This window comes from Mesorhizobium loti CJ3sym (assembly GCF_000472785.1).
Taxonomy (GTDB): domain Bacteria; phylum Pseudomonadota; class Alphaproteobacteria; order Rhizobiales; family Rhizobiaceae; genus Mesorhizobium; species Mesorhizobium loti_E.
On the sequence record NZ_AXAL01000012.1, the window covers coordinates 40,864 to 60,784 of the forward strand.

Consider the following 19,921-nt stretch of genomic DNA (forward strand, 5'->3'; position numbering starts at 1 on the left):
CGGGTTCTTCCCAACTCAGCCGACCCACCAACCGGTACGCTGGCCGCGATGAAACTGGATTGTCTTTTCCTCGGTATAGTCTTCGACGGCGCGCTTTCCGAGTTCGCGTCCGAGACCGGACTGCTTGTAGCCTCCGAAAGGCAGTTCGGGATAACCTTCCATGAATGTGTTCACCCAGACCGTCCCAGAACGCACCCCACGCGCCACCGACATGCACGTGTCGATGCTGGCGCTCCACACGCCTGCAGACAGACCATAGGGCGTGTTGTTGGCGATGTGCAACGCCTTTTCAATCGTTTCAAAAGTCAGCACGGAGAGCACCGGTCCGAACACTTCCTCGCGCGCTATGGCCATATCCTCGGTGACGCCGCGGATGATGGTCGGATCGAGATATTGACCGGCATTGGAGGCCAACTGCTTGCCACCGCTGTAGACATTATTGCCGCCGCTTGCGGCTGCCGTAACGTAATCTGTCACTTTCGCCAAATGGTCGGAGGAAATCATCGCGCCGACCTTGGTACGGTCATCGAGCGGATCTCCGACCGTCACCTTGCCAGTAAGTGCCTTTACGGCGGCCAGAAAATCGTCGGCGATTGCCGCGTGCACAATCAGCCGGCTGCCGGCATTGCAGCACTCGCCGGCATTGAAGAAGCCGCCGAACACGGCCGCGTCGGCGGCGGCTTCGAGGTCGGCATCGGGAAAGACGATCTGGCCGTTCTTGCCGCCGAGTTCCATCGAGACTTTCTTGAGCGAATTCGAGGCCGCCGCCATGGTTATCTTGCCGACGCGGGTCGAGCCGGTGAACGACACCATCTCGACCAGGGGATGGCTGACCATCGGCGCGCCGACATCGGCGCCAAGACCGGCAAGGATGTTGACGACGCCGGCGGGCAGGCCGGCCTGCATCAGGATGTCGCCCAGCACGAAGGTCGATGCCGAAGTCATTTCGCTCGGCTTGACCACCGCCGTGCAGCCGGCGGCGAGCGCGAAAGGCAGTTTCTGGCTGACGATCAGGAACGGGAAATTCCATGGCGTGATGATCGAGACGACGCCGATCGGTTCGCGCACCACTACGCCCAGCATGGCGTCGCCGAGATTGGCGTAGCTCTCGCCATGCAGCGTGCGGGCAAGTGCCGCGGCATAGCGCCAGATGTCGACGGCGCCGCCGATCTCGCCGCGCGCCTGGGCGATCGGCTTGCCCGATTCCAGCGCGTCGAGCCGGGCGATGTCTTCCAGCCGGGCCTCGATCAGGTCGGCCGTCTTGAGCAGGATGGCGGCGCGTTCGGAGGCCTTCATGCGTGGCCAGGGGCCGGTCTCGAATGCCTTGTGCGCGGCCTGCACCGCAGCTTCCACCTCGGTCTCGCCGGCTTGCGCATAGCGCGAAACCGTGAAGCCATGGCCAGGGCTCTTGCGCTCCAGCGTGCGGCCGTCGCGGGCATCGACATGCTTGCCGTCGATCAGCAACCGATAGGTTTTCGGCGCGGCGGATGCCTCGGCGGGCATGGCTATGTTAAGGGGAGCGTTCATCAGGGCTGTTTTCTCTAGCTTCTTGAAAATGCTGGTTTCTGCTTGGTCTTGAAGGCGCTCACGCCAGCCTTGAGATCGCCGGTCAAAGCGATGAAGCCGCTGGCCAATGCTTCGACGGCGGCAGCACTTTCTTCGCCTTCGGCCACGGCGATCATCAGCTTGGCGGCTTCCGTCGCCAGCGGGCCACGCTCGGCGATCTTTTCTCCCCAGGCCTTGGCCTCGTCGAACGCCTTGCCGGTCTCGACAACCCTATCGACAACGCCCAGAGCGAGCGCATCGGCCGCAACAAAAACCTCGCCACCCAAAGCCAGGCGGCGCACGGTCTGCGCGCCGAAGCGGCGCACCGCGCGCTGGGTACCGGACCAGCCGGGCACGACGCCGATCGAGGTTTCCGGGAAGCCGAGTTTCACTTGCGCTTCGGCGACGCGGAAGTCGCAGGCAACCGCCAGTTCCAGCCCGCCGCCCAGCGCATGGCCTGATAGCACGGCGATGGTCGGCTGCCGGAGCCGCGCCAGCCGGTCGAAGACGCGGTGGCCGTAGCGCACCCATTGCACCTGGAAATCGGCGGCGCTCATCTCACCCCACGCCTCGACATCGCCACCGGCGCAGAAACCCTTGCCTTCGCCGCGCAGCAACACGACGCGGACGTTTTGAGCCGCCTCCGCCTCGTCGAGTGCTGCCTCCAGCGCGCGCAGCATCGGAATGTCGAGCGCGTTGAATTTTTCCGGCCGACGCAAGGTGATGGTGCCGATGGCGCCATCCCTTTCGAACGTAACAAGGCGTTCAGCCATGCGCGCCTCCAAGCGAGGCACCGCCATTGAGCGACAGGCCGATCGGCTGGTCCTGATAGAGCGCCGCCGGCGTCACCTTGAGGTCGTTGGCGACGCCGAGTGGAGTTTCGGACTGCGCCAGCACATCGCGCTCGAGGTCGATGCCCGGCGCTAGTTCCGTCACCATCAACCCGTCCGGTGTCAGCTTCATCACGCAGCGCTCGGTGACATAGGTGATGTCCTGCCCCTGCATGACGGCGCGCTTGCCGGAGAAGGAAATGTGCTCGACCTCGTTGACCACCTTCTTGACCTTGCCTTCCGCGTCGATGCGGATGCCGCCATCGGCCAGCGAAAGCTTGGCGCCCGCATTGAAGAAGCCGGAGAAGACGATCTTCTTGGCCCGCGCGGTGATGTCGACAAAACCGCCGGCGCCGGCGGTGACATGCGGCCGCGCAGAAAGCTTCGAGACATTGACCGAGCCGTGGCGGTCGATCTGCAGGAAGGACAAAAGCGAGGCGTCGAAGCCGCCGGCTTGAAAATAGATGAACTGGTGCGGCGAGGGCATGATCGCCTCGGCGTTGGAGGCACAGCCGAATTTGAAATCGAGCAGCGGCACGCCGCCGACCGCCCCCTGTTCGATCACCCAGGTGACCTTGCCGTGTTGGCCTTCTTCCAGAAGAATGCGCGGCACATTGGCCGAGATGCCGAAGCCGATGTTGACGGCCATGCCGTCGCGAAGCTCCATGGCGACGCGGCGGGCAATCACCTTCTGGACGTTCATCTCGGCATTGCGGAAGGTCGATAGCGGCCGGAAGATTTCACCCGAAATCGCCGGATCGTAAGGCGTCAGCGTCGTCTGCAACTGGTCGGGCGCGACCACGATGTGGTCGACCAGCACGCCGGGAACCCGTACATCATGCGGCTTCAGCGTGCCGTTCTCGACGACGCGCTTGACCTGCGCGATAACGACGCCGCCATTGTTGCGGGCGGCGAGCGCCTGTTCGAGACCGCCGAGATAGGCGCCTTCATGCTCATACGTAAGGTTGCCGCGCTCGTCCGCCGTGGTGGCGCGGATGATCGAGACGTGAGGCACGATCGAGCGGAAATAGAGCCATTCCTCGCCATCGAACAGCTGCACCGAGACGATCGGCTCGTTTGCCGCCGCGTTCATGGCGCAGCCCTGGTGGCGCGGGTCGGCGAAGGTGTCGAGGCCGACCTTGGTCAGCACGCCCGGCCGCTTGGCCGCGGCCTCGCGGTGCATGTCGAACAGGATGCCGGACGGCACATTGTAGGCGGCGACCGAATTGTCGCCGATCATCTTCCAGATCTGCGGCGGTTCGGAAGAAGAGGGGCCGGATGGATAGGAGCCGCACAGCGTGCGCTTCAAAAGGCCGGGCTTGGCCAGATGATCGATGCCCTTGATGCCATACATATCGCCGGCGGCAATCGGGTGCAGCGTGGTGATGTTCTTTGGATGGCCTTCCGTATCGAAGCGTTCGCCGATGGCGGCCAGCACAGCGTCCGGGCAGCCGAGGCCGCTCGACGACGACACGGACACGGTCATGCCGTCCTTGATCAGGCTGGCAGCCTGGGCTGCGGAAACGACCTTACTCACTTCATGCTCCCGAGTTTCGGGTCGATCTTGACGGCCCTGCCGGAGCCGGCCGATTGCAATGCCGCCTCGGCTGAGGTCAGCGACCAGATGCCGTCCTCGCCGGTGGCGGAAGGCTGGCCGTCGCCACGGATCGCGGCGTGGAACTGGCGCAGCGACCTGGCATAGAGATCCTCGCGGTCGAAGCTCAATTCCTCTTCCCCCTTGGCGGTGCGCAGAATGACCGAGCCGACAGGCTTTTGCGTCATCACATTCCGGCCGATCAGTGACCCTTCCGAGCCGTGCACCTCGAAGCCGGTGTCGGCGAACCGGGTGGTGAAGCCTTCATGCGACTGGGCAATGACGCCGGACTTGAAGCGCCAGATGCACATCGCTCCATCTTCCAGCCCGCTGCCGGCCATGCCGGCCGACTGCGTGAAGGCCGAGACCTCGACCGGATCGTCACCGAGGACGAAGCGCAGCGTGTCGGCGTCATGCACGGTGATGTCGAGCACCACGCCGCCGCCCGCCTCGGGTTTGGTGATGCGCCAGCCCTGTAGGTTCTCGGGCAGGTAGACGGCGTGGAAGACGCGCGCGGCGATCGGCTTGCCGATGCGACCGGCGGCGATCGCGTCGCGCATGGCGCGATGCGCGCCGGCGTTGCGCAGGTGATGGTTGGTGCCAAGCACGATACCCGCGGCCCTGGCCGCGGCGACCATCGTGCGCGCGTCGGCGCTGGTCAGCGCCAGCGGCTTTTCGCACAGCACATGCTTTCCCGCCTTGATGGCGGCAAGCGCCTGTTCGAGATGCAGTTCGTTGGTGGTCGAGATGTAGACGGCGTCGATGTCCGCTCCTAGGAGGCCGTCGAGCGTCGAGACCGCAAGCGCAATGTCGTGTTCCCCAGCATAGGCTTTAGCGCGTTCGGCGCTGGAACTCATCACCGCCGCGATCTCGCCGCCCTCTTGCGCACGAATGGCATTGATCATGAATTGCCCGGCGATCGTGCTGGCGCCGATCAGTCCCCATCTGACGCTCATGCAGCACCTCCCGTTGCCGCAGGCCTGCCTTGCGTGCGGCGATCGGGACCGCAGCTTTCCCGGACCACGAGATTGACGGCGCCGATATGGTCTTCGGCACGCGTGGTGCGCGACTGGATCATCTTGAGCATGACGTGGGCGGCGCGCTCGCCAAGACCGGCGGTGTCCACGGAAACGCTGGTCAGCGCCGGCATGTAGTGCTCGGCCTCGACCACGTCGTCGAAACCGACGACGGCGAAATCCGCGCCCGGTTCAAGCCCACGCTTGCGCAGCGCCAGCATAACGCCGAAGGCGACGGCATCGTTGAAGCAAAGTGCAGCGGTCGGCGGCTCGACCATGGTGAGGGCGGTTTCCAGGCAGGCAATGCCGCCCCTGCGGCTGGTCTCGCCCTCGACCACAAGCACGTCGCTGGCGGCTATTCCCAGGACCTCGCAGGCTTCGCGAAAGCCGCCAAGTCGTTCCTGATAGACCACCAGATCCGAAGAGCCGCCGAAGAAGGCGAGCCGGCGATGGCCTTTGCCGATCAGGTGGGCAGCGGCAAGATAGGCGCCGCGATGATTGTCGGGTGCGATGACCGGGATGCGGCTCTCAGGCAAGCGGCGCATGGCGAAGACGACCGGCACGCCCGCCATCTCCAGGCGGCGGAAGGCGCCTGGCGTGGTGCCGCGCGCCGGCGAGACGATGAGGCCGGCAACGCATTGCTCCATCAGCGACTTCAGCACCTCTTCCTGACGCACCGGATTCTCCGCCGTGTTGGCGATGAACGGCACGATGCCGGCCGACTGGAAGACGCGCTCCATGCCGACCGCCAGTTCGGCGAAAAAGGGATTAGTGAGATCGTTGATGACCATGCCGATGACGTTGGAATGGGCCTTGCGCAGATTGGCGGCGCCGCGGTTGTAGACATAGCCGACATCCTCGATCGCCTTGCGCACCTTGACCGCCGTCTCAGGCCGGATCAGCCCGCTGCCCTGGAGCACGAGCGACACCGTCGATTTGGACACGCCTGCCTCGCGGGCGATGTCGAAGATCGTCGCCTTGGCCCGGCTGGCCATCCAGATATCTCCTCCCTGGTTTTGGTCAAAGTTATTGGAACGTTCTAATCATTGCTCCAATCGAGAGTCAATCGGGATTTTTTATCGGCCTGGAGAATTGATAATTCGACGCCACAAGCCATACAGCGGAACGGATTTTTTGCTGCGGCGCAGCATTTTCTCGGGAATCGCCTGCGAATCTTAAAGGTTCTTGATTTATTGGAACGTTCCATTTATAGGCGCGATAAAGGGAGAGATCGATGGATATAGCCTTGCCTGGTGAGGGTGGCCGCAGCACCCGCTACGCGCTTGTCGGACAGCCGGTGCAGCCTGACATCGGCGCGCGGTTTTCGCGCATCGCCTATGCCGCCGCGCATGTCGTTGCCGATCCCCTTGGAATGACCGATCCGTGGTCGCGACCCGTGGTCGACTGGGAAAGCACGATGGCGTTCCGCCATCATCTGTGGCGGCTCGGCTTCCGCATCGCCGAGGCGATGGACACTTCGCAGCGCGGAATGGGCTTCGACTGGGCAAGCGCGAAGGAATTGATCCGCCGCTCAATCGCCGAGGCGCGCTCCGTTGCTGGCGCCGATCTTGCCTCGGGTGCGGGAACCGACCATCTGGCGCCGATGTCGGCCAGGACACTGCATGACGTGGTTGCCGCCTATGAGGAGCAGTTCGCTTTCATCGAAGGACAGGGCGGCAAGGCCATCATGATGGCCAGCCGCGCTCTGGCGGCGGTGGCAAAGGGGCCGGACGACTACGCCGCCGTCTATGACCGGATTCTGGGGCAGGCCTCCAGCAAGGTCATCCTGCATTGGTTGGGTGACATGTTCGACCCGGCCCTGAAGGGCTATTGGGGCAGCAGCAATTTCGAGACCGCGCTCGATACGGTGGTTGCCGTCATCGAACGCCACGCAAACAAGGTCGAAGGCATAAAGATGTCGCTGCTGGATGCCGACAAGGAGGTCGCGCTCCGCAACCGGTTGCCGGATGGCGTCGGCATGTTCACCGGTGACGATTTCAACTATCCCGAACTGATCGCCGGAGACGGCAACAGGCATTCGCATGCTCTGCTTGGCATTTTCGACGCCATTGCGCCGGTAGCCAACGCCGCCCTGGCAAGGCTCGCTGCGGGCGATCAGGCGGGCTATGACGCGCTGATGGCGCCGACGGTGCCGTTATCGCGAAAGATATTCGAGGCGCCGACCGAGTATTACAAGGCCGGCATCGTCTTCATGGCCTGGCTGAACGGTCACCAGGACCATTTCACCATGGTCGGCGGCATGCAGTCGGCACGCGGCATCCGCCACTATGCCGAGGTCTTTCGCCTTGCCGACCAGGCAGGATTGCTGGCCGATCCCGACCTTGCCGTATCAAGGATGAAGAGCCTGTGCGCCGTCGCGGGCGGCTGAGGCGAACGAAATTTGGGCTGAAATGTCCCACGCGCGGGGAATTTGCGGTATTGGTTTCAGTCTGCGAGAGGATCAAAGGACCAGTGGGCAATGGCAGACAAAGTGGCCCTCATCACCGGGATAACCGGTCAGGATGGGGCTTATCTGGCGCGGCTGCTCTTGCAGAAGGGCTATGTTGTCCATGGCATCAAACGCCGTTCATCCTCATTCAACACCGAGCGCATCGACGATATTTATGTCGATCCGCATGAAGGCGATGTCAGGTTCTTCTTGCACTATGGCGATCTCACGGACGCCACCAACCTGATCCGTCTGGTGCAGGAGACGCAGCCCAGCGAAATCTACAATCTCGGCGCCCAGAGCCATGTTCAGGTAAGCTTCGAGACACCGGAATACACGGCAAATGCCGATGCACTGGGAACGCTCAGGCTGCTTGAGGCGATCCGCATCCTGCGCCTGGAACAAAAGGTACGCTTCTACCAGGCCTCGACTTCGGAACTTTACGGCAAGGCATTCGAAGTTCCGCAGCGCGAGACAACGCCCTTCCGTCCGCGCTCGCCCTATGCTGTGGCCAAGCTCTATGCCTACTGGACGACGGTCAACTATCGCGAGGCCTATGGCATCTTCGCGTCCAACGGCATCCTGTTCAACCATGAGAGCCCGCTGCGCGGCGAGACTTTCGTGACCCGCAAGATCACGCGGGCGGTTGCTTCCATTCATCGCGGCAAGCAGGACACGCTCTATCTCGGCAACATCGACGCCAAGCGCGACTGGGGCCATGCGCTCGATTATGTCGAGGGCATGTGGCGTATCCTACAGCATCAGGAAGCGGATGATTTCGTTCTGGCGACAGGCGAGGCGCATTCGGTGCGCGAATTTGTCGAGCTGGCCTTTGCTCAGACCGGGCGGACCATTCACTGGCAAGGGCAAGGTGTCGACGAAGTCGGCGCCGACGCCGGCTCGGGCGCCGTTCTGGTACGAATCGATCCGCGCTATTTCAGGCCGACCGAGGTCGATCTGCTTGTCGGAGACGCGTCCAAGGCAAAAGCCAAGCTCGGCTGGTCGCCTATAACTGGTTTCAAGGAACTGGTGGCCGAGATGGTGCGGGCCGATCTGGAAGATATTGACGCCGATGCCAGGCCTGGCGGCCGTTCTTGAGAGGCTGTGCGATGAACGAAACCTTCGACCTCAGGGGCAAACGGGTATTCGTGGCAGGGCATCGCGGCATGGTCGGGTCTGCCGTCGTGCGCAGGTTGGCAGCCGAGGACTGCGAGATCCTGACCGCGACGCGTGCTGAACTCGATCTCCTGGATCAGGCCGGTGTGCGGCGCTGGATGGCCGATCGTCGGCCGGATGCCGTGGTGATGGCTGCGGCCAAGGTCGGCGGCATCCTGGCCAATGACCGGTTTCCGGCCGATTTCCTGTATGACAATATCGCTGTGCAAACCAATCTCATCGAGGGCGCTTTCCGCAGCGACGTGGGCAAGTTTCTGTTCCTCGGTTCGTCCTGCATCTATCCGAAACTCGCGCCGCAGCCGATTTCCGAGGACGCCTTGCTGACCGGTCCGCTCGAACCAACCAATGAATGGTATGCGATCGCCAAGATTGCCGGGCTGAAACTCTGCCAGGCCTATCGGCGCCAATACGGCGTCGACTATATCTCGGCGATGCCAACCAATCTCTACGGTCCAGGGGACAATTTTCACCTTGAATCAGGCCACGTCATACCCGCGTTGATGCGCAAGGCACATGAAGCAAAGCAGGCCGGTCGCAAGACCCTGCAAGTGTGGGGATCGGGCAAGCCGATGCGCGAATTCCTCTATGTCGACGATGCGGCCGATGCGCTGGTCTCGCTCCTGAAAACATACAGCGGCGAAAGCCATGTCAATGTAGGCTCGGGTCAGGATATCACCATTGCCGAATTGGCCAGGACGGTTGCCTCGATCGTTGGCGGAGACGTGGAGATTACGTTCGATACGACCAAGCCGGACGGAACACCGCGCAAACTGCTGGACGTATCGCGGCTGTTTGCCATCGGCTGGCGCCCCCGATATTCGCTGCGCAGCGGATTGGAACAGACATATGAATGGTTTCTCCGCCACGTTGAAAAGGGCGATGTCCGGCTCGGAGCCGCGTGACGACAGATCGATGTTGATTGTCGCCAACCGGATCGACGGGCTGGGCGGCCGCCTGTTGGCCATGGCCAACGCCAAGTCCCTTGCCGACCGGCTTGGCTACCGGTTTGGCTTCACCTGGAACAGCAGGGATATCACCGACGAGGACTCCCATACCGTCGACGTGGTCGGGAAGATATTCTCCGGCGACTTCATCGAGAAGCACTGGCTGGGCGACAGGATCAAGCCTGCTGATTTCGGCGTTCTTGGCGGCTCTGTATTCGCGCCGTCGGACCTTGAGGCGGTTGCAAGATCGGGAAAGCTGCGCGGCTGGATCTGCGACGATTTCGGCGTTCTCGATATCTTCCGCGACGAGGGGGTCCGACCAAACCCATCCGAAGCGCTGCGGGCCTTCGGCTTCGCGCCCGCCGTGCGGCAGGCACTGGATGCCGCCGGCAAATGCCGCTTTCCCGGTCCGATGGCCGCCTTGCACCTTCGCAGTGGTGACATCGTCTATGGTCAATATCGCAAAAGGCTGGTTTTCGCCGACAAGGTCATCCCTTCGACCTTGGCCAAGGCTGTCGTGGCGGAACTCTCGTCGAAGGGCCTGACGACGCTTCTTGTCGGCCAGGATCGCGCGACGGTCGATTATGTCAGCGCGCAAACCGGAGCGTTGCGGACAGACGACTTCGGCGCTGCGGCCTTCGAGGGGGAGGAGGCCCTCAGCGCGTTCTTCGAGATGGCGCTGATGGCAAGGTGCCAGCAGATTCATGCCGGCAACAGCATCTACGCGGTGGTGGCGTCCGTCATGGGCGAGGTGCCATGCCTGGGCATCAGTGCGTTGTTCGACAAGCAGCGCGCGGCGGAACTCATCATGGAGGAATTGCAGGCGCATCAAGCCGATTACCATCCTCTCGAGGCAGCCTTTGGCTACCAATGGGCATTTCTGTCGCTGGAAGGCGAGATCGCTCCGGCGCAAGCGAGGGCATTGCTGGGAAAAGCAGGGGCATTGGATCCGGAAAACGACGTCTATGATCTGAAGATGGCGGCGTCCCATTTCCACGAAGGCAACTATCCAGCCGGCGAGGCCATCCTGAAATCGCTGATGATCGGCCAATCCCGACGGCGCTCCAAAATTCCACTGCAGATGATGGGCGCCCTAGCCGGCCAGGTTGGTGGTGGTCTTACCATGGCCAGGGACCTGGAGGTCTTCTTCGCGGCGGCAAGGGCGGGCCATCCCTACGCCATGGCTTGCGCGGCCTACATTCTGCTTGAAGTGCTGGAGGACGGGAAGTCGGCGGTGGAGATGGCGGCAAGGCTGGTAAAGGTCGAGCCGGAAAATCCGATCTTCAGGAGGGTCAGACGGCGAATTCTTCTGGGCAAGAAGCCGAAATCCGGCCGGCTGGCAAAGGCAAGATGGCGGCTTGGCCGGTTGAGGTTCTGGGTCTGAGTCCTGATCGAGCATATCAGGGCGATCGGTGCGCCGCGAGGCTGGCTTGTGCGCCGGCAATCATATTGAGGGGAGTAGAGACCTGGCACATTGATATAAATAGATCTGGATGGTGAGTGTGACAGGGATTGAACCTGTGACCATGCGATGTCAATGCAGTGCTTTGTTCGTTTTCATTGGCTGATATGCGCCAACAGAGCGTGAAACAGAGTGGTCGAACACCCGACGACGTTTGTAGAGAGAGCCAATAGAATGCGCGAGGAAGTCAGGCCGGCCTTTCCAAACGAGGGAATCGCCGTTGTTCTTTCGTTTGATGAACGTTATTCGCCCTATGCCGCAGCCCTTCTTGCTTCGATTGTTGCCCATGCGGATGTATGCCGGTCGTATGACATCCTGGTTTTCCACCAGGATATTTCGCTTACAACGCAGCGGCGGCTGGGGGCGGCCGTCACCCGACGGAGTAATATCTCGCTGCGCTTCATAGAGATCTCGGAGGAGGACATTGGCATAATTTTGCCTGTTCATCTCCATTTCTCGCGCGAAACATACTTCAGATTGTGGATTCCACTAATCCTCAAGCATTTTTCGAAGGTCATATACCTTGATTCCGATGTTGTAGTACTCCGGGATATTGCCGGATTGCACGAGATCGAGCTTGGCGGGAAGCCGATTGGCGCCGTGCGCGATTTCTTAATGCTATCGTTCCGCCGAACAAACGTGCTGTCGCCGCAGGCTTGGGGTTCTGCAACTGCTGAAAACTATGTTTCGAACTATTTGTGCCTGAAGGATCCGGATGGGTATTTTCAAGCCGGCGTCCTGCTATTCGATTTGGCTCGCATAGATCGTCCAGCCTACGATCACTGCGTGCGGTCGATTCTGGCGGAGAGGGCCTATTGGTTTGTCGACCAGGATGTCTTGAACATTCTGTTCAATGGCCGGGTTGCCGTCATCGATCCTCGTTGGAACGTTGTCTCAGCGGTCGCGCTGGAGACGCAACTCGCGACCGAGGACGCGCAAGTTTACGGAGCGTCGGTAGAAGACCCTTTCATTGTGCACTACCCGGGCCCTCTGAAGCCTTGGCATTCCATCAACCGTCCTTTGGGGCACCATTTCTGGATCTGGAGCCGAATCACCTCGTGGTATGAACAGGTGCTGTCGGAAGCCATCGCGCCACCGCGAAAGGTGGGCCGGGCCAGGCGCACCGTTGCAACGTTTGTGCGGCGGCTGCGCAATATCGGCTATCTTCTATTCCCGTTCGGCGATCGGCGGCGTCAGAAGCGTCGTCTGATCCTGCAGGCAAGACGCGACCGGGCCTGAATATCTGAAAAAACCAGCCCGCTGCCTTGGGCGGCGGTTGGGGCAGCGGGCTCTCAAATACCGCCGTTGGCGGGGAGGAGCGAGCCGCTAGAAGTGCAGACCCGCACCGGTCCGCGAATACACGTTAGCCGCCAGTGCGCCTTGGAAGCGACTAAGCGCCCATCTGAAGCGATGGAAGCTCATTGACGACAGGGCCCGAGACGAGGCAGCCGGTGAGCCCGGTGCGGTCTATCAAGATGTTAGCTAAGTTATTGAAAGGATGGTGGGCGTGACAGGGATTGAACCTGTGACCCCTGCAATGTCAATGCAGTGCTCTCCCGCTGAGCTACACGCCCATCCGAAGCCGCGCATACACCATTTTTGGTCCGGCGCGTCAATAGCGAGAAAAAGGAAAGAAGGCGTCGTCTCGCCGCAGCGATGATGCCTTTGCGGAAGGCGGCTCAGGCCGCCTGCAGCATCTTCTCGACCTCGTTGACGAGGTCGCGCAGGTGGAAGGGCTTCGACAGCACCTTGGCGTCTTTCGGCGCCTTGGAATCCGGGTTCAGCGCAACGGCGGCGAAACCGGTGATGAACATGACCTTGAGGTCGGGATCGATCTCGGTGGCACGGCGCGCCAGCTCGATGCCATCCATCTCCGGCATGACGATGTCGGTCAACAGCAGCGAGAACGGTTCCTCGCGCAGCCGCTCATAGGCGCTGGCGCCATTGTCGAAATCGGTGACCTGGTAGCCGGCGCGTTCCAGCGCCTTGACGAGGAACCGACGCATATCGTCGTCGTCTTCAGCCAGAAGAATGCGTGCCATGATATCCCGTCCGAATCACCCGCCCGAGCCTGCCGCTGGGGCAGCCCGTTAACCATCCTGTATATGAGGAGGTGACGGTAAACATCAAGTGAACGCGGCGAAGCATTATCCGCATTTGGCAAGGCAATGTGCGTGGCGAAATGCTGGACATGCGGCCAGCAAGGTGGCACTTTCATATGATGACGCATTGGTGTTTTCGGGTTCGTGCAAATTGAAGACGGCAGCCGAGGATTTTTCGGTCGTTCCACCCTTCGAAATCCGATCGGGCGCCGAGCAGCGCGTACCCTTCCTGTTCAACTCACCGCATAGCGGCCGTTATTATCCAGAGCGCTTCCTTGCCATGGCAAGGCTCGACCGCAACGCAATCCGCCGCTCGGAAGACTGTTATGTCGATGAGCTGTTCGGCGGTGCCGTGGCGCTGGGAGCGCCGATGCTGGCGGCGAATTTCCCGCGCGCCTATCTCGACGTCAATCGCGAACCGTGGGAACTCGACCCACGCATGTTCGCCGAACCGGTGCCGTCCTTCTGCAACATCCGGTCGGCGCGGGTGGCCGGCGGCCTCGGCACCGTGCCGAAGCTCGTCGGCGAGGGGCTCGACATCTATTCCGGCCGCTTGCCGCTGGCCGAAGCGGTCGCCCGCATCGAAGCCGTCTACAAGCCGTATCACGAGACGCTGAAGCGGCTTTTGACCAGGACGCATGCCCGCTTCGGCTTTGCCGTGCTGATCGATTGCCATTCGATGCCGGCCAGCATCCGTGTCGGCGACAGCGGCCTGCGGCCGGACTTCATCATCGGCGACCGTTTTGGCATTTCCGCCACCGCGGCCCTGACCGAGACCGCGATCGGCCTGCTCTCGGCGATGGGCTATACGGTCGCCCACAACAAGCCCTATGCCGGCGGCTTCATCACCGAGCACTATGGTCGCCCGGCGCGTCATCTGCATGCGCTGCAGATCGAGGTCAATCGCGGGCTCTACATGAATGAGCGGACATTCGAGAAGGCCGCCGGCTTCGACGCGCTGGCCGACGATTTGACGCGATTTTCGGCGGATTTGATGGCGATGCCCGACCATCATTTCATCGACCTGCCGCTGGCGGCGGAGTGAAATGGGCTGCCCAAAGTGCAAGGCGTAAAAAAAGACCGCATCGCTTTCACGATACGGTCGAAGTCTAGGGAGGAAACGCCCAAGGAGGGCATGGACAGGAAAACCTGTCCGAGGTCGAGGGTATTGTGCGGTGCACAAATGTCAAGCGACGTTCAGGCATTTTTAATTCAGAGTGATGTGGAAATTGCGTTTCGGGGACGCTTTTGTGACATTTTGGCAACGCAAAACGCGACGGATAAATCGATAAACACCCTTATTTTGGCAGGAAATTCGCGACAGAGCCAGTTGGGCATGTCGTAAGGCGGGAGACTCAGTTGGACATCAGCATAGATTTCATGCGCCGTATCGCGCAGGCGGCAGCGGCGGAAACCTTGCCGCGCTTCCGTGCCCAGGGCGCGGTCGCCAACAAGGAAAAGGGCAGCTTCGATCCGGTCACGGAAGCCGACCGAGAGACGGAGCGTGCCATTCGGGCGCTGATATCGGCTGAGTATCCCGATCATGGCATCCTGGGCGAGGAGCATGGCAGCGAAAACATCTCCAGCAAGCATGTCTGGGTGATCGATCCGATCGACGGGACGCGCGCCTTCATTTCCGGCCTGCCGGTGTGGGGGACGCTGGTCGGGTTGACGGTCGATGGCGACGCCGTCGCCGGCATGATGGCGCAGCCCTTCACCGGCGAATTGTTCTACGCCAACGCCTCGGGCTCGCATTATGAGGGGCCGGGCGGCCCGCGAAAACTGACGACCCGCAAGACGACAAAGCTCGACGAGGCGACGCTGTTCACCACGACGCCGGCGCTGTTCAAGGGCGAGGCGCGCACCCGCTATGACGCGTTCGAGAAGCGGGTCCAGCTCGCCCGCTACGGCGCGGATTGCTATGCCTTCGCCATGATTGCGTCTGGTAGCGTCGATATCGTCGCCGATCCCGGGCTGAAGCCCTACGACATCGTGGCGCTGATCCCGATCATCGAGAAGGCGGGCGGGATCGTCACCACTTTCGACGGCGGGCCGGCGGAAAAGGGCGGCGATATCCTGGCCGCCGCGACACCGGAGCTGCACGCAGCCGCCATGGCTGCTCTGCGCGGCTAACTGCTTTCAGCGCAATCGGATCGAGCGCTGGAACTCCGCCGGCGTGCGCCCATAGACCTGCCTGAAGGCCGAGCTGAAATGGCTGTGGCTGGAGAAGCCGAGATCCATGCCGAGCGTCGTCAGATTGTCGTAGCTTCCGAGCAGGTCGAGCGCACGCGCCAGCCGCAGGCGCAGATGATAGCGATAGAGCGGCATCGCCTCGACCTGCTGGAACATTTGCGTCAGATAAACCGGAGAGACGCCGACCTCCGCGGCGATCTCGGCCAGCGTCCAGCGCCGTGACAGGTCCGATGACAGAACGAGCTTGGCGCGGTCGACCAGCTTCTGTCGTCCCGGACTGGCGCCCGCGACATGCGAGGTACGTTCGCCGAGAGACCGCCGCACCAATGTCAGGGCAAGCGTTTCGGCCTCCAGCGTTTCCGCGACATTGCGGCTCAGGCTGTGGCGCAGCAATGCCACCAGCGCCTGCGCTCGCGGATCGATGCGGCGGCGCTGGCGACGAAATGCCAGGACACCACCGAAGCGCAGCTGTTCCTTCGGCGCCAGTTCCCGCAGCTGAGCCTCGTCGATGACGAGGTCGAGGCAGGAATCGCCGCCTTCGATCGGGTGGCTGATCCGGTAGAGTTCCGCCTCGTTGAAGAACAGCAGTTGGTTGGCTTCGGCGACGGCGTCATTGCGACCGACATGGCGCACGAAGACGCCGCGATAGGGAAACACCAGATGTGTGGCGGCCGTGCATTCCTCTTCGCTTTTATGCCGGCATTCGCCGCTGCAGACGACATCACGCACCTTGACGGTGCCGGTGTCGAGGAGCGGGTGAACCGTGAATTGCGACATGATGTTTGGGTTCTTTCATAGCACCGGGAGTTGATCCAGGTGCTATGGGCACTTTACGCGAACGGCCTGCCCAATCCTGTCAGGAGACTTCTCGACAGGTGGCTCTCAATCTCACAAGCGCCGCCTGAATTCCGAATAGGCCTGGCCGCGTGACAGACCGATATCCTTGAGCTGGTCGTCGGTCATTTCCTGCAAGGCCATCCGGCTTCGGCGTTTCTCCATCTGCCGGCCGATCCAGTTGGCGACCGCGACGCTACGTGCGCGCAAGGACCCGCGAAAGGTCGAGGCGCCGATTGCTGGCGTCTCTGCTCGACCGTTGCAGGCCAGATAGGGCGCCGCCGCTGTATGGTTCGGACGCATCGCTCACTCCTCCCCGGCGCCGGCCGCCGAGGCGCCGGCTTCGTTCAGCGCGAAGGCGCATTCTTCGCAGCAGACCTCGACGGTCTTGCCGCCGACCTTGACGCGGATCGGGTTGGCATCGAGTTGGCAATCGCAGGCGGCACAGGTTTTCTCGGTCATGATCTCATCTCCATGGCGTTCAGTTCGACGCATGCAGATGAGCATTCTGGAACGGGTATGGGCTGTCAGAATCTTTAGCAGTTTGTGTGCCGTGGGGGTGCGGCCCCCCGGCCATACTGACAACGGTGTGTCAGCTATGGCGCCGATCAGGCCGTCGGGTCGTCGGAGCCGGGAATGAAGGCGTCGAAGGCGGCGAGGAATTGTTCGCGGTAGAGGTCGACTTCCTGCAGGATTTCGTGCTTGGCGCCGTCGATCATCAGCATCGAACCGAGTCTCAGCCTTCTGGCGTATCCCTCCACCGCCTTGGTCGAGACGACCTGGTCGGCGCCGGCGGCGATGATCAGCAAGGGAACCTGAATCCGGGCCATGAAGTCAGGATCGCTGACGGCCTCCGAAGCCTTGGCCGCTGCCTGCAGCCAGCGGATCGTCGGACCACCAAGCGCCATTTGCGGATATTCTTCGTAGATGCGCGTGTTGCGGCGGTAGCGCTGCGGGTCAGAAGTCACCTTGTTGGCCTCGAACGGAAGCGTGTGTCTGGGACGCGGACCCCAGGCAGCATAGAGCCGGCCAAGGCCCAAAGCACAGAAAAACGAACAGATGCGGCGGACGGTCGTGATCGAAACCGGCAGGTCGGGCAGCGTCAGGAACGGCGCGATCAAAACCATGCGCCGCACGCGGTTGACCATGGATGGCGCGGCGAGCAGCGTGATCACCGCCCCAGCGGAATGGGCGAGGATGTAGTACGGCCCGCGGCAATCGGGCAGCACGATCTCCTCGAAGAACTGTTCGAGGTCCGCGGTATAATCGCGAAAGCTTTTGACATAACCGCGCTGGCGATCGCGGATCAGCCGGTCGGAATCGCCTTGGCCGCGCCAATCGAGGGTAGCGACGCCAAAGCCCCGCGCGGCAAGGTCGCGGATGGTTTCAAAATATTTCTCGATGCACTCGTTGCGGCCGGGCAGCAGCACCACCGTGCCCCGCATGGGACGCGCCACCGCCGCGAACAGGCCATAGCGGATCTTCTTGCGATCACGCGTGACGAAGAAGCCGCCGGTGGCGTTTTCCGGTCGCGGATTGCCCTCGGTTTCGTGGAAAAGCGGCGTGTCTTGGAAAAGGTCCGTCATTCGGCGCTTTGTGCTTGGCGTCTTCACGTGCCAGCCTGTCGCGGCTGGCCCCGCCCGAGTTGATAGACGTCAACACATCAAAAGCAAAGCAAATCCGGGTTTGCCGGGTTGCAACGGGGAAGGCCGGAAGCCGCTCGAGAGCGTGCTTCCGGCCTTGTCGATCCGGGAGGAAGGGACGTTAACACCCGGTCGGCCTCGTTGCGGCACCTCAGCAAGATCCGGCGCCGCCAATCCTTGATCTTGGTTGGACTTTAGCGCCGGCTGTCTGAACGGGCGCCGAAGCGCCGGTTCATCTGCCGTTCATCAAGGGCAGGTCACTCCGCTTTCACCATCCAGCAAAAAATCTTGAAATGCTTTCGAGCGCTCCCCAGATGTGGGTTGCGGTCGCCAATGTCGGGGCCGCTGGTCCTCCCGAAACGCCGCTTATGGGTTTCGCACCGGCCATACGCAAACCATGTTGCTCAACAGGAGAACACCTCATGCGTCATGTTGATTTTTCCCCGCTTTACCGCTCGACCGTCGGCTTCGACCGTCTCTTCACCATGCTGGATTCGCTTGCGCAGCCGGATGGCGCGCAGACCTATCCGCCCTACAACATCGAGCGCACCGGTGAGGATTCCTACCGGATTTCGATGGCGGTTGCGGGCTTCTCCGACGAGGAAATCTCGATCGAAGCCCACCGCAACGTGCTGACCGTGAAGGGTGAGCGCAAGGACGAGGGTACCGGCGAAGGCTCCGAGCTGCTCTATCGCGGCATTGCCTCCAGGGCCTTTGAGCGCCGCTTCCAGCTTGCCGATCACGTTGAAGTCGTCGGCGCCGCGCTGAAGAACGGCCTGCTCTTCGTCGACCTCAAGCGCAACATTCCCGAGGAGCTGAAGCCGCGCAAGATCGCGATCACCTCGGCTCCGGCCAAGGCCAAGCAGATCGAGGCCAAGACGGCTGCAGCCGCGTAATATCTGTCATACGCAATTCCGGACGGAAAACCGCTTCAGACTTTTCCTGGAATTGCTTTGAAGTCTCCTCCCGAGACGGAAGCGGCGCCGAAAGGCGCCGCTTTTTTGTTGGCTATAACAGCGACCTGTTATCCGGCGATCAGCTGGCCAAAACGGTCGACGTCCTCTGATGTCGTGGCAAAGCTGGTGACGAAGCGATAGAGCAACTCATCCTCGCCGACATGGCCGTCGAAGCCATGCGGCTTGTGCCAGTCGTAGAAGGCAGCGCCCGCTGCCTGCAGCCTGTCGGCTTCGCTCTTCTTGATCACCGCAAACACTTCGTTGGCCTGCGGCAGCCAGGCGAGCTTCGCGTTGGCCGAATCCTCGATCGCCGCCGCCAGCCGCGCAGCCATGGCGTTGGCGTGGCGCGCGGTGTCGAGCCATTGGCCGTCCTTGAAATAGGCTTCGAATTGCGCCGCGACGAAGCGCGACTTCGAAAACAGCTGGGCGGCGCGCTTGCGCAGGAAGGCCAGTTCCTTGGCACGGTCGAGGTCGAACAACACGATCGCCTCGGCGCACCAGCAGCCATTCTTGGTGCCACCGAAGGACAGGATGTCGACACCGCGCTTCCAGGTCATCTCGGCCGGCGTCGTATCGAGCGCGACCAGTGCATTGGCAAAGCGGGCGCCATCCATGTGCAGCGGTACGGAATGCTTCTTGGCGATGGCCGAGATCGTCTCGATCTCTTCCAGGCCGTAGATGGTGCCGACCTCGGTCGACTGGGTGATGGAGACGGCCATCGGCCGGCCCCAATGGACGATTTCTGGTGCGAAACGGCCGATTGTCCGTTCCAGATTGTGCGGGTCGATCTTGCCCAGTGCGCCATCCACGGCGTGCAGCCGCGAGCCGCCCGAGAAATATTCCGGCGCGCCGCATTCGTCTTCAATGACATGCGATTCGCGATGGGCGAAGGAAATGCCACCGGGCTTGTTGAAGGTGGTCAGCGACAGCGAATTGGCGGCGGTGCCGGTCGCCACGAAGAACACGGCAACCTCACGTTCGAAAATCTCGCTGAAGCGCTGATAGACCGCCTGGTCGAGTGCGCTGTCACCATAAGCGGTGGCAAAGCCGCCGGCCGCGGCCGACAGGCCGGCAACGATATTGGGATGGGCGCCTGCCCAATTGTCGGAAGCGAAGAACATGCATCTGCCTATGTCTTGGGGAAACCGGGGCGAACTTGACCGGTTTCGCGGGCCAA

The 19,921-nt window shown here is 61.9% G+C and carries 19 protein-coding genes and 1 tRNA gene; 8 read left to right on the forward strand and 12 right to left on the reverse strand.

Annotation, left to right across the window (positions count from 1 at the left end; all coding sequences use genetic code 11):
- Positions 1-15 precede the first annotated feature (15 nt).
- Genes A3A9_RS0117835 through A3A9_RS0117855 form a run of 5 tightly spaced genes read right to left on the reverse strand, consistent with a single transcriptional unit; the run spans position 16 to position 5,980 of the window.
- A complete protein-coding gene (locus tag A3A9_RS0117835) occupies positions 16-1,527 on the reverse strand; it encodes an aldehyde dehydrogenase family protein (RefSeq protein WP_033838654.1) in 1,512 nt (503 codons plus the stop codon).
- Between the two features lie 14 nt (positions 1,528-1,541).
- A complete protein-coding gene (locus A3A9_RS0117840) occupies positions 1,542-2,318 on the reverse strand; it encodes an enoyl-CoA hydratase/isomerase family protein (RefSeq protein WP_027059990.1) in 777 nt (258 codons plus the stop codon).
- On the reverse strand, positions 2,311-3,912 hold the full coding sequence (locus A3A9_RS0117845; RefSeq protein ID WP_027059991.1) for an acyl CoA:acetate/3-ketoacid CoA transferase: 1,602 nt from the start codon (positions 3,910-3,912) through the stop codon (positions 2,311-2,313). The genes A3A9_RS0117840 and A3A9_RS0117845 overlap by 8 nt, the downstream gene beginning before the upstream one ends.
- On the reverse strand, positions 3,909-4,925 hold the full coding sequence (locus A3A9_RS0117850) for a Gfo/Idh/MocA family protein (RefSeq protein ID WP_027059992.1): 1,017 nt from the start codon (positions 4,923-4,925) through the stop codon (positions 3,909-3,911). The genes A3A9_RS0117845 and A3A9_RS0117850 overlap by 4 nt, the downstream gene beginning before the upstream one ends.
- Positions 4,922-5,980, reverse strand: a complete 1,059-nt coding sequence (locus A3A9_RS0117855; RefSeq protein WP_027059993.1) for a LacI family DNA-binding transcriptional regulator — start codon at positions 5,978-5,980, stop codon at positions 4,922-4,924. Before A3A9_RS0117855 ends, A3A9_RS0117850 begins: the two co-directional genes overlap by 4 nt.
- Before the next feature lie 239 nt (positions 5,981-6,219).
- On the opposite strand from A3A9_RS0117855, the gene A3A9_RS0117860 reads away from it, so the two are divergent.
- The 5 genes from A3A9_RS0117860 (at position 6,220) to A3A9_RS0117880 (ending at position 12,255) form a co-directional block, all read left to right on the forward strand.
- Positions 6,220-7,374, forward strand: coding sequence for a dihydrodipicolinate synthase family protein (locus tag A3A9_RS0117860; RefSeq protein WP_027059994.1), 1,155 nt, complete (start codon positions 6,220-6,222; stop codon positions 7,372-7,374).
- Positions 7,375-7,464: 90 nt separating this feature from the next.
- The gene (gmd, locus tag A3A9_RS0117865; protein ID WP_027059995.1) at positions 7,465-8,532 is read left to right on the forward strand and encodes a GDP-mannose 4,6-dehydratase; all 1,068 of its coding nucleotides are present in this window, start codon (positions 7,465-7,467) and stop codon (positions 8,530-8,532) included.
- A gap of 11 nt (positions 8,533-8,543) precedes the next feature.
- Entirely contained in the window at positions 8,544-9,512 is a 969-nt protein-coding gene (fcl, locus tag A3A9_RS0117870) for a GDP-L-fucose synthase (RefSeq protein ID WP_027059996.1), read from the forward strand.
- The gene (locus A3A9_RS0117875) at positions 9,457-10,938 is read left to right on the forward strand and encodes a hypothetical protein (protein WP_245279065.1); all 1,482 of its coding nucleotides are present in this window, start codon (positions 9,457-9,459) and stop codon (positions 10,936-10,938) included. Before fcl ends, A3A9_RS0117875 begins: the two co-directional genes overlap by 56 nt.
- Before the next feature lie 252 nt (positions 10,939-11,190).
- Positions 11,191-12,255, forward strand: a complete 1,065-nt coding sequence (locus A3A9_RS0117880) for a glycosyltransferase family 8 protein (protein ID WP_027059998.1) — start codon at positions 11,191-11,193, stop codon at positions 12,253-12,255.
- 260 nt (positions 12,256-12,515) lie between these two features.
- On the opposite strand, the gene A3A9_RS0117885 is transcribed toward A3A9_RS0117880, so the two are convergent.
- Positions 12,516-12,590, reverse strand: a tRNA-Val gene (locus A3A9_RS0117885).
- A gap of 105 nt (positions 12,591-12,695) precedes the next feature.
- Entirely contained in the window at positions 12,696-13,058 is a 363-nt protein-coding gene (gene cpdR / locus A3A9_RS0117890) for a cell cycle two-component system response regulator CpdR (protein ID WP_027030909.1), read from the reverse strand.
- A 163-nt stretch (positions 13,059-13,221) separates the two neighbouring features.
- Here cpdR and A3A9_RS0117895 point away from each other — a divergent pair, with 163 nt between their 5' ends.
- Together A3A9_RS0117895 and hisN are read left to right on the forward strand one after the other, a co-directional pair.
- Positions 13,222-14,163 carry an N-formylglutamate amidohydrolase gene (locus tag A3A9_RS0117895; RefSeq protein ID WP_027030908.1) on the forward strand — a complete coding sequence of 314 codons (942 nt, stop codon included), beginning with the start codon at positions 13,222-13,224 and terminating at the stop codon, positions 14,161-14,163.
- A gap of 314 nt (positions 14,164-14,477) precedes the next feature.
- Complete coding sequence (gene hisN, locus A3A9_RS0117900; RefSeq protein ID WP_027059999.1) at positions 14,478-15,251, forward strand: histidinol-phosphatase; 774 nt, start codon at positions 14,478-14,480, stop codon at positions 15,249-15,251.
- Positions 15,252-15,257: 6 nt separating this feature from the next.
- Here hisN and A3A9_RS0117905 read toward each other — a convergent pair whose 3' ends face one another.
- The 4 genes from A3A9_RS0117905 to A3A9_RS0117920 all read right to left on the reverse strand — a co-directional run bounded on the left by A3A9_RS0117905 (position 15,258) and on the right by A3A9_RS0117920 (position 17,731).
- Entirely contained in the window at positions 15,258-16,088 is an 831-nt protein-coding gene (locus A3A9_RS0117905) for a helix-turn-helix domain-containing protein (protein WP_027060000.1), read from the reverse strand.
- Positions 16,089-16,199: 111 nt separating this feature from the next.
- The gene (locus A3A9_RS0117910; RefSeq protein WP_027060001.1) at positions 16,200-16,448 is read right to left on the reverse strand and encodes a DUF1127 domain-containing protein; all 249 of its coding nucleotides are present in this window, start codon (positions 16,446-16,448) and stop codon (positions 16,200-16,202) included.
- A 3-nt stretch (positions 16,449-16,451) separates the two neighbouring features.
- Positions 16,452-16,607: a hypothetical protein gene (locus A3A9_RS45235; RefSeq protein WP_202596390.1), complete on the reverse strand. Its 156-nt coding sequence runs from the start codon at positions 16,605-16,607 to the stop codon at positions 16,452-16,454.
- A gap of 146 nt (positions 16,608-16,753) precedes the next feature.
- Positions 16,754-17,731 carry an alpha/beta fold hydrolase gene (locus A3A9_RS0117920; protein WP_027060002.1) on the reverse strand — a complete coding sequence of 326 codons (978 nt, stop codon included), beginning with the start codon at positions 17,729-17,731 and terminating at the stop codon, positions 16,754-16,756.
- Between the two features lie 479 nt (positions 17,732-18,210).
- On the opposite strand from A3A9_RS0117920, the gene A3A9_RS0117925 reads away from it, so the two are divergent.
- On the forward strand, positions 18,211-18,684 hold the full coding sequence (locus tag A3A9_RS0117925) for an Hsp20 family protein (protein WP_027030903.1): 474 nt from the start codon (positions 18,211-18,213) through the stop codon (positions 18,682-18,684).
- Between the two features lie 128 nt (positions 18,685-18,812).
- Here A3A9_RS0117925 and A3A9_RS0117930 read toward each other — a convergent pair whose 3' ends face one another.
- Positions 18,813-19,865 carry a threonine aldolase family protein gene (locus A3A9_RS0117930; protein WP_027060003.1) on the reverse strand — a complete coding sequence of 351 codons (1,053 nt, stop codon included), beginning with the start codon at positions 19,863-19,865 and terminating at the stop codon, positions 18,813-18,815.
- Between the last annotated feature and the right edge of the window lie 56 nt (positions 19,866-19,921).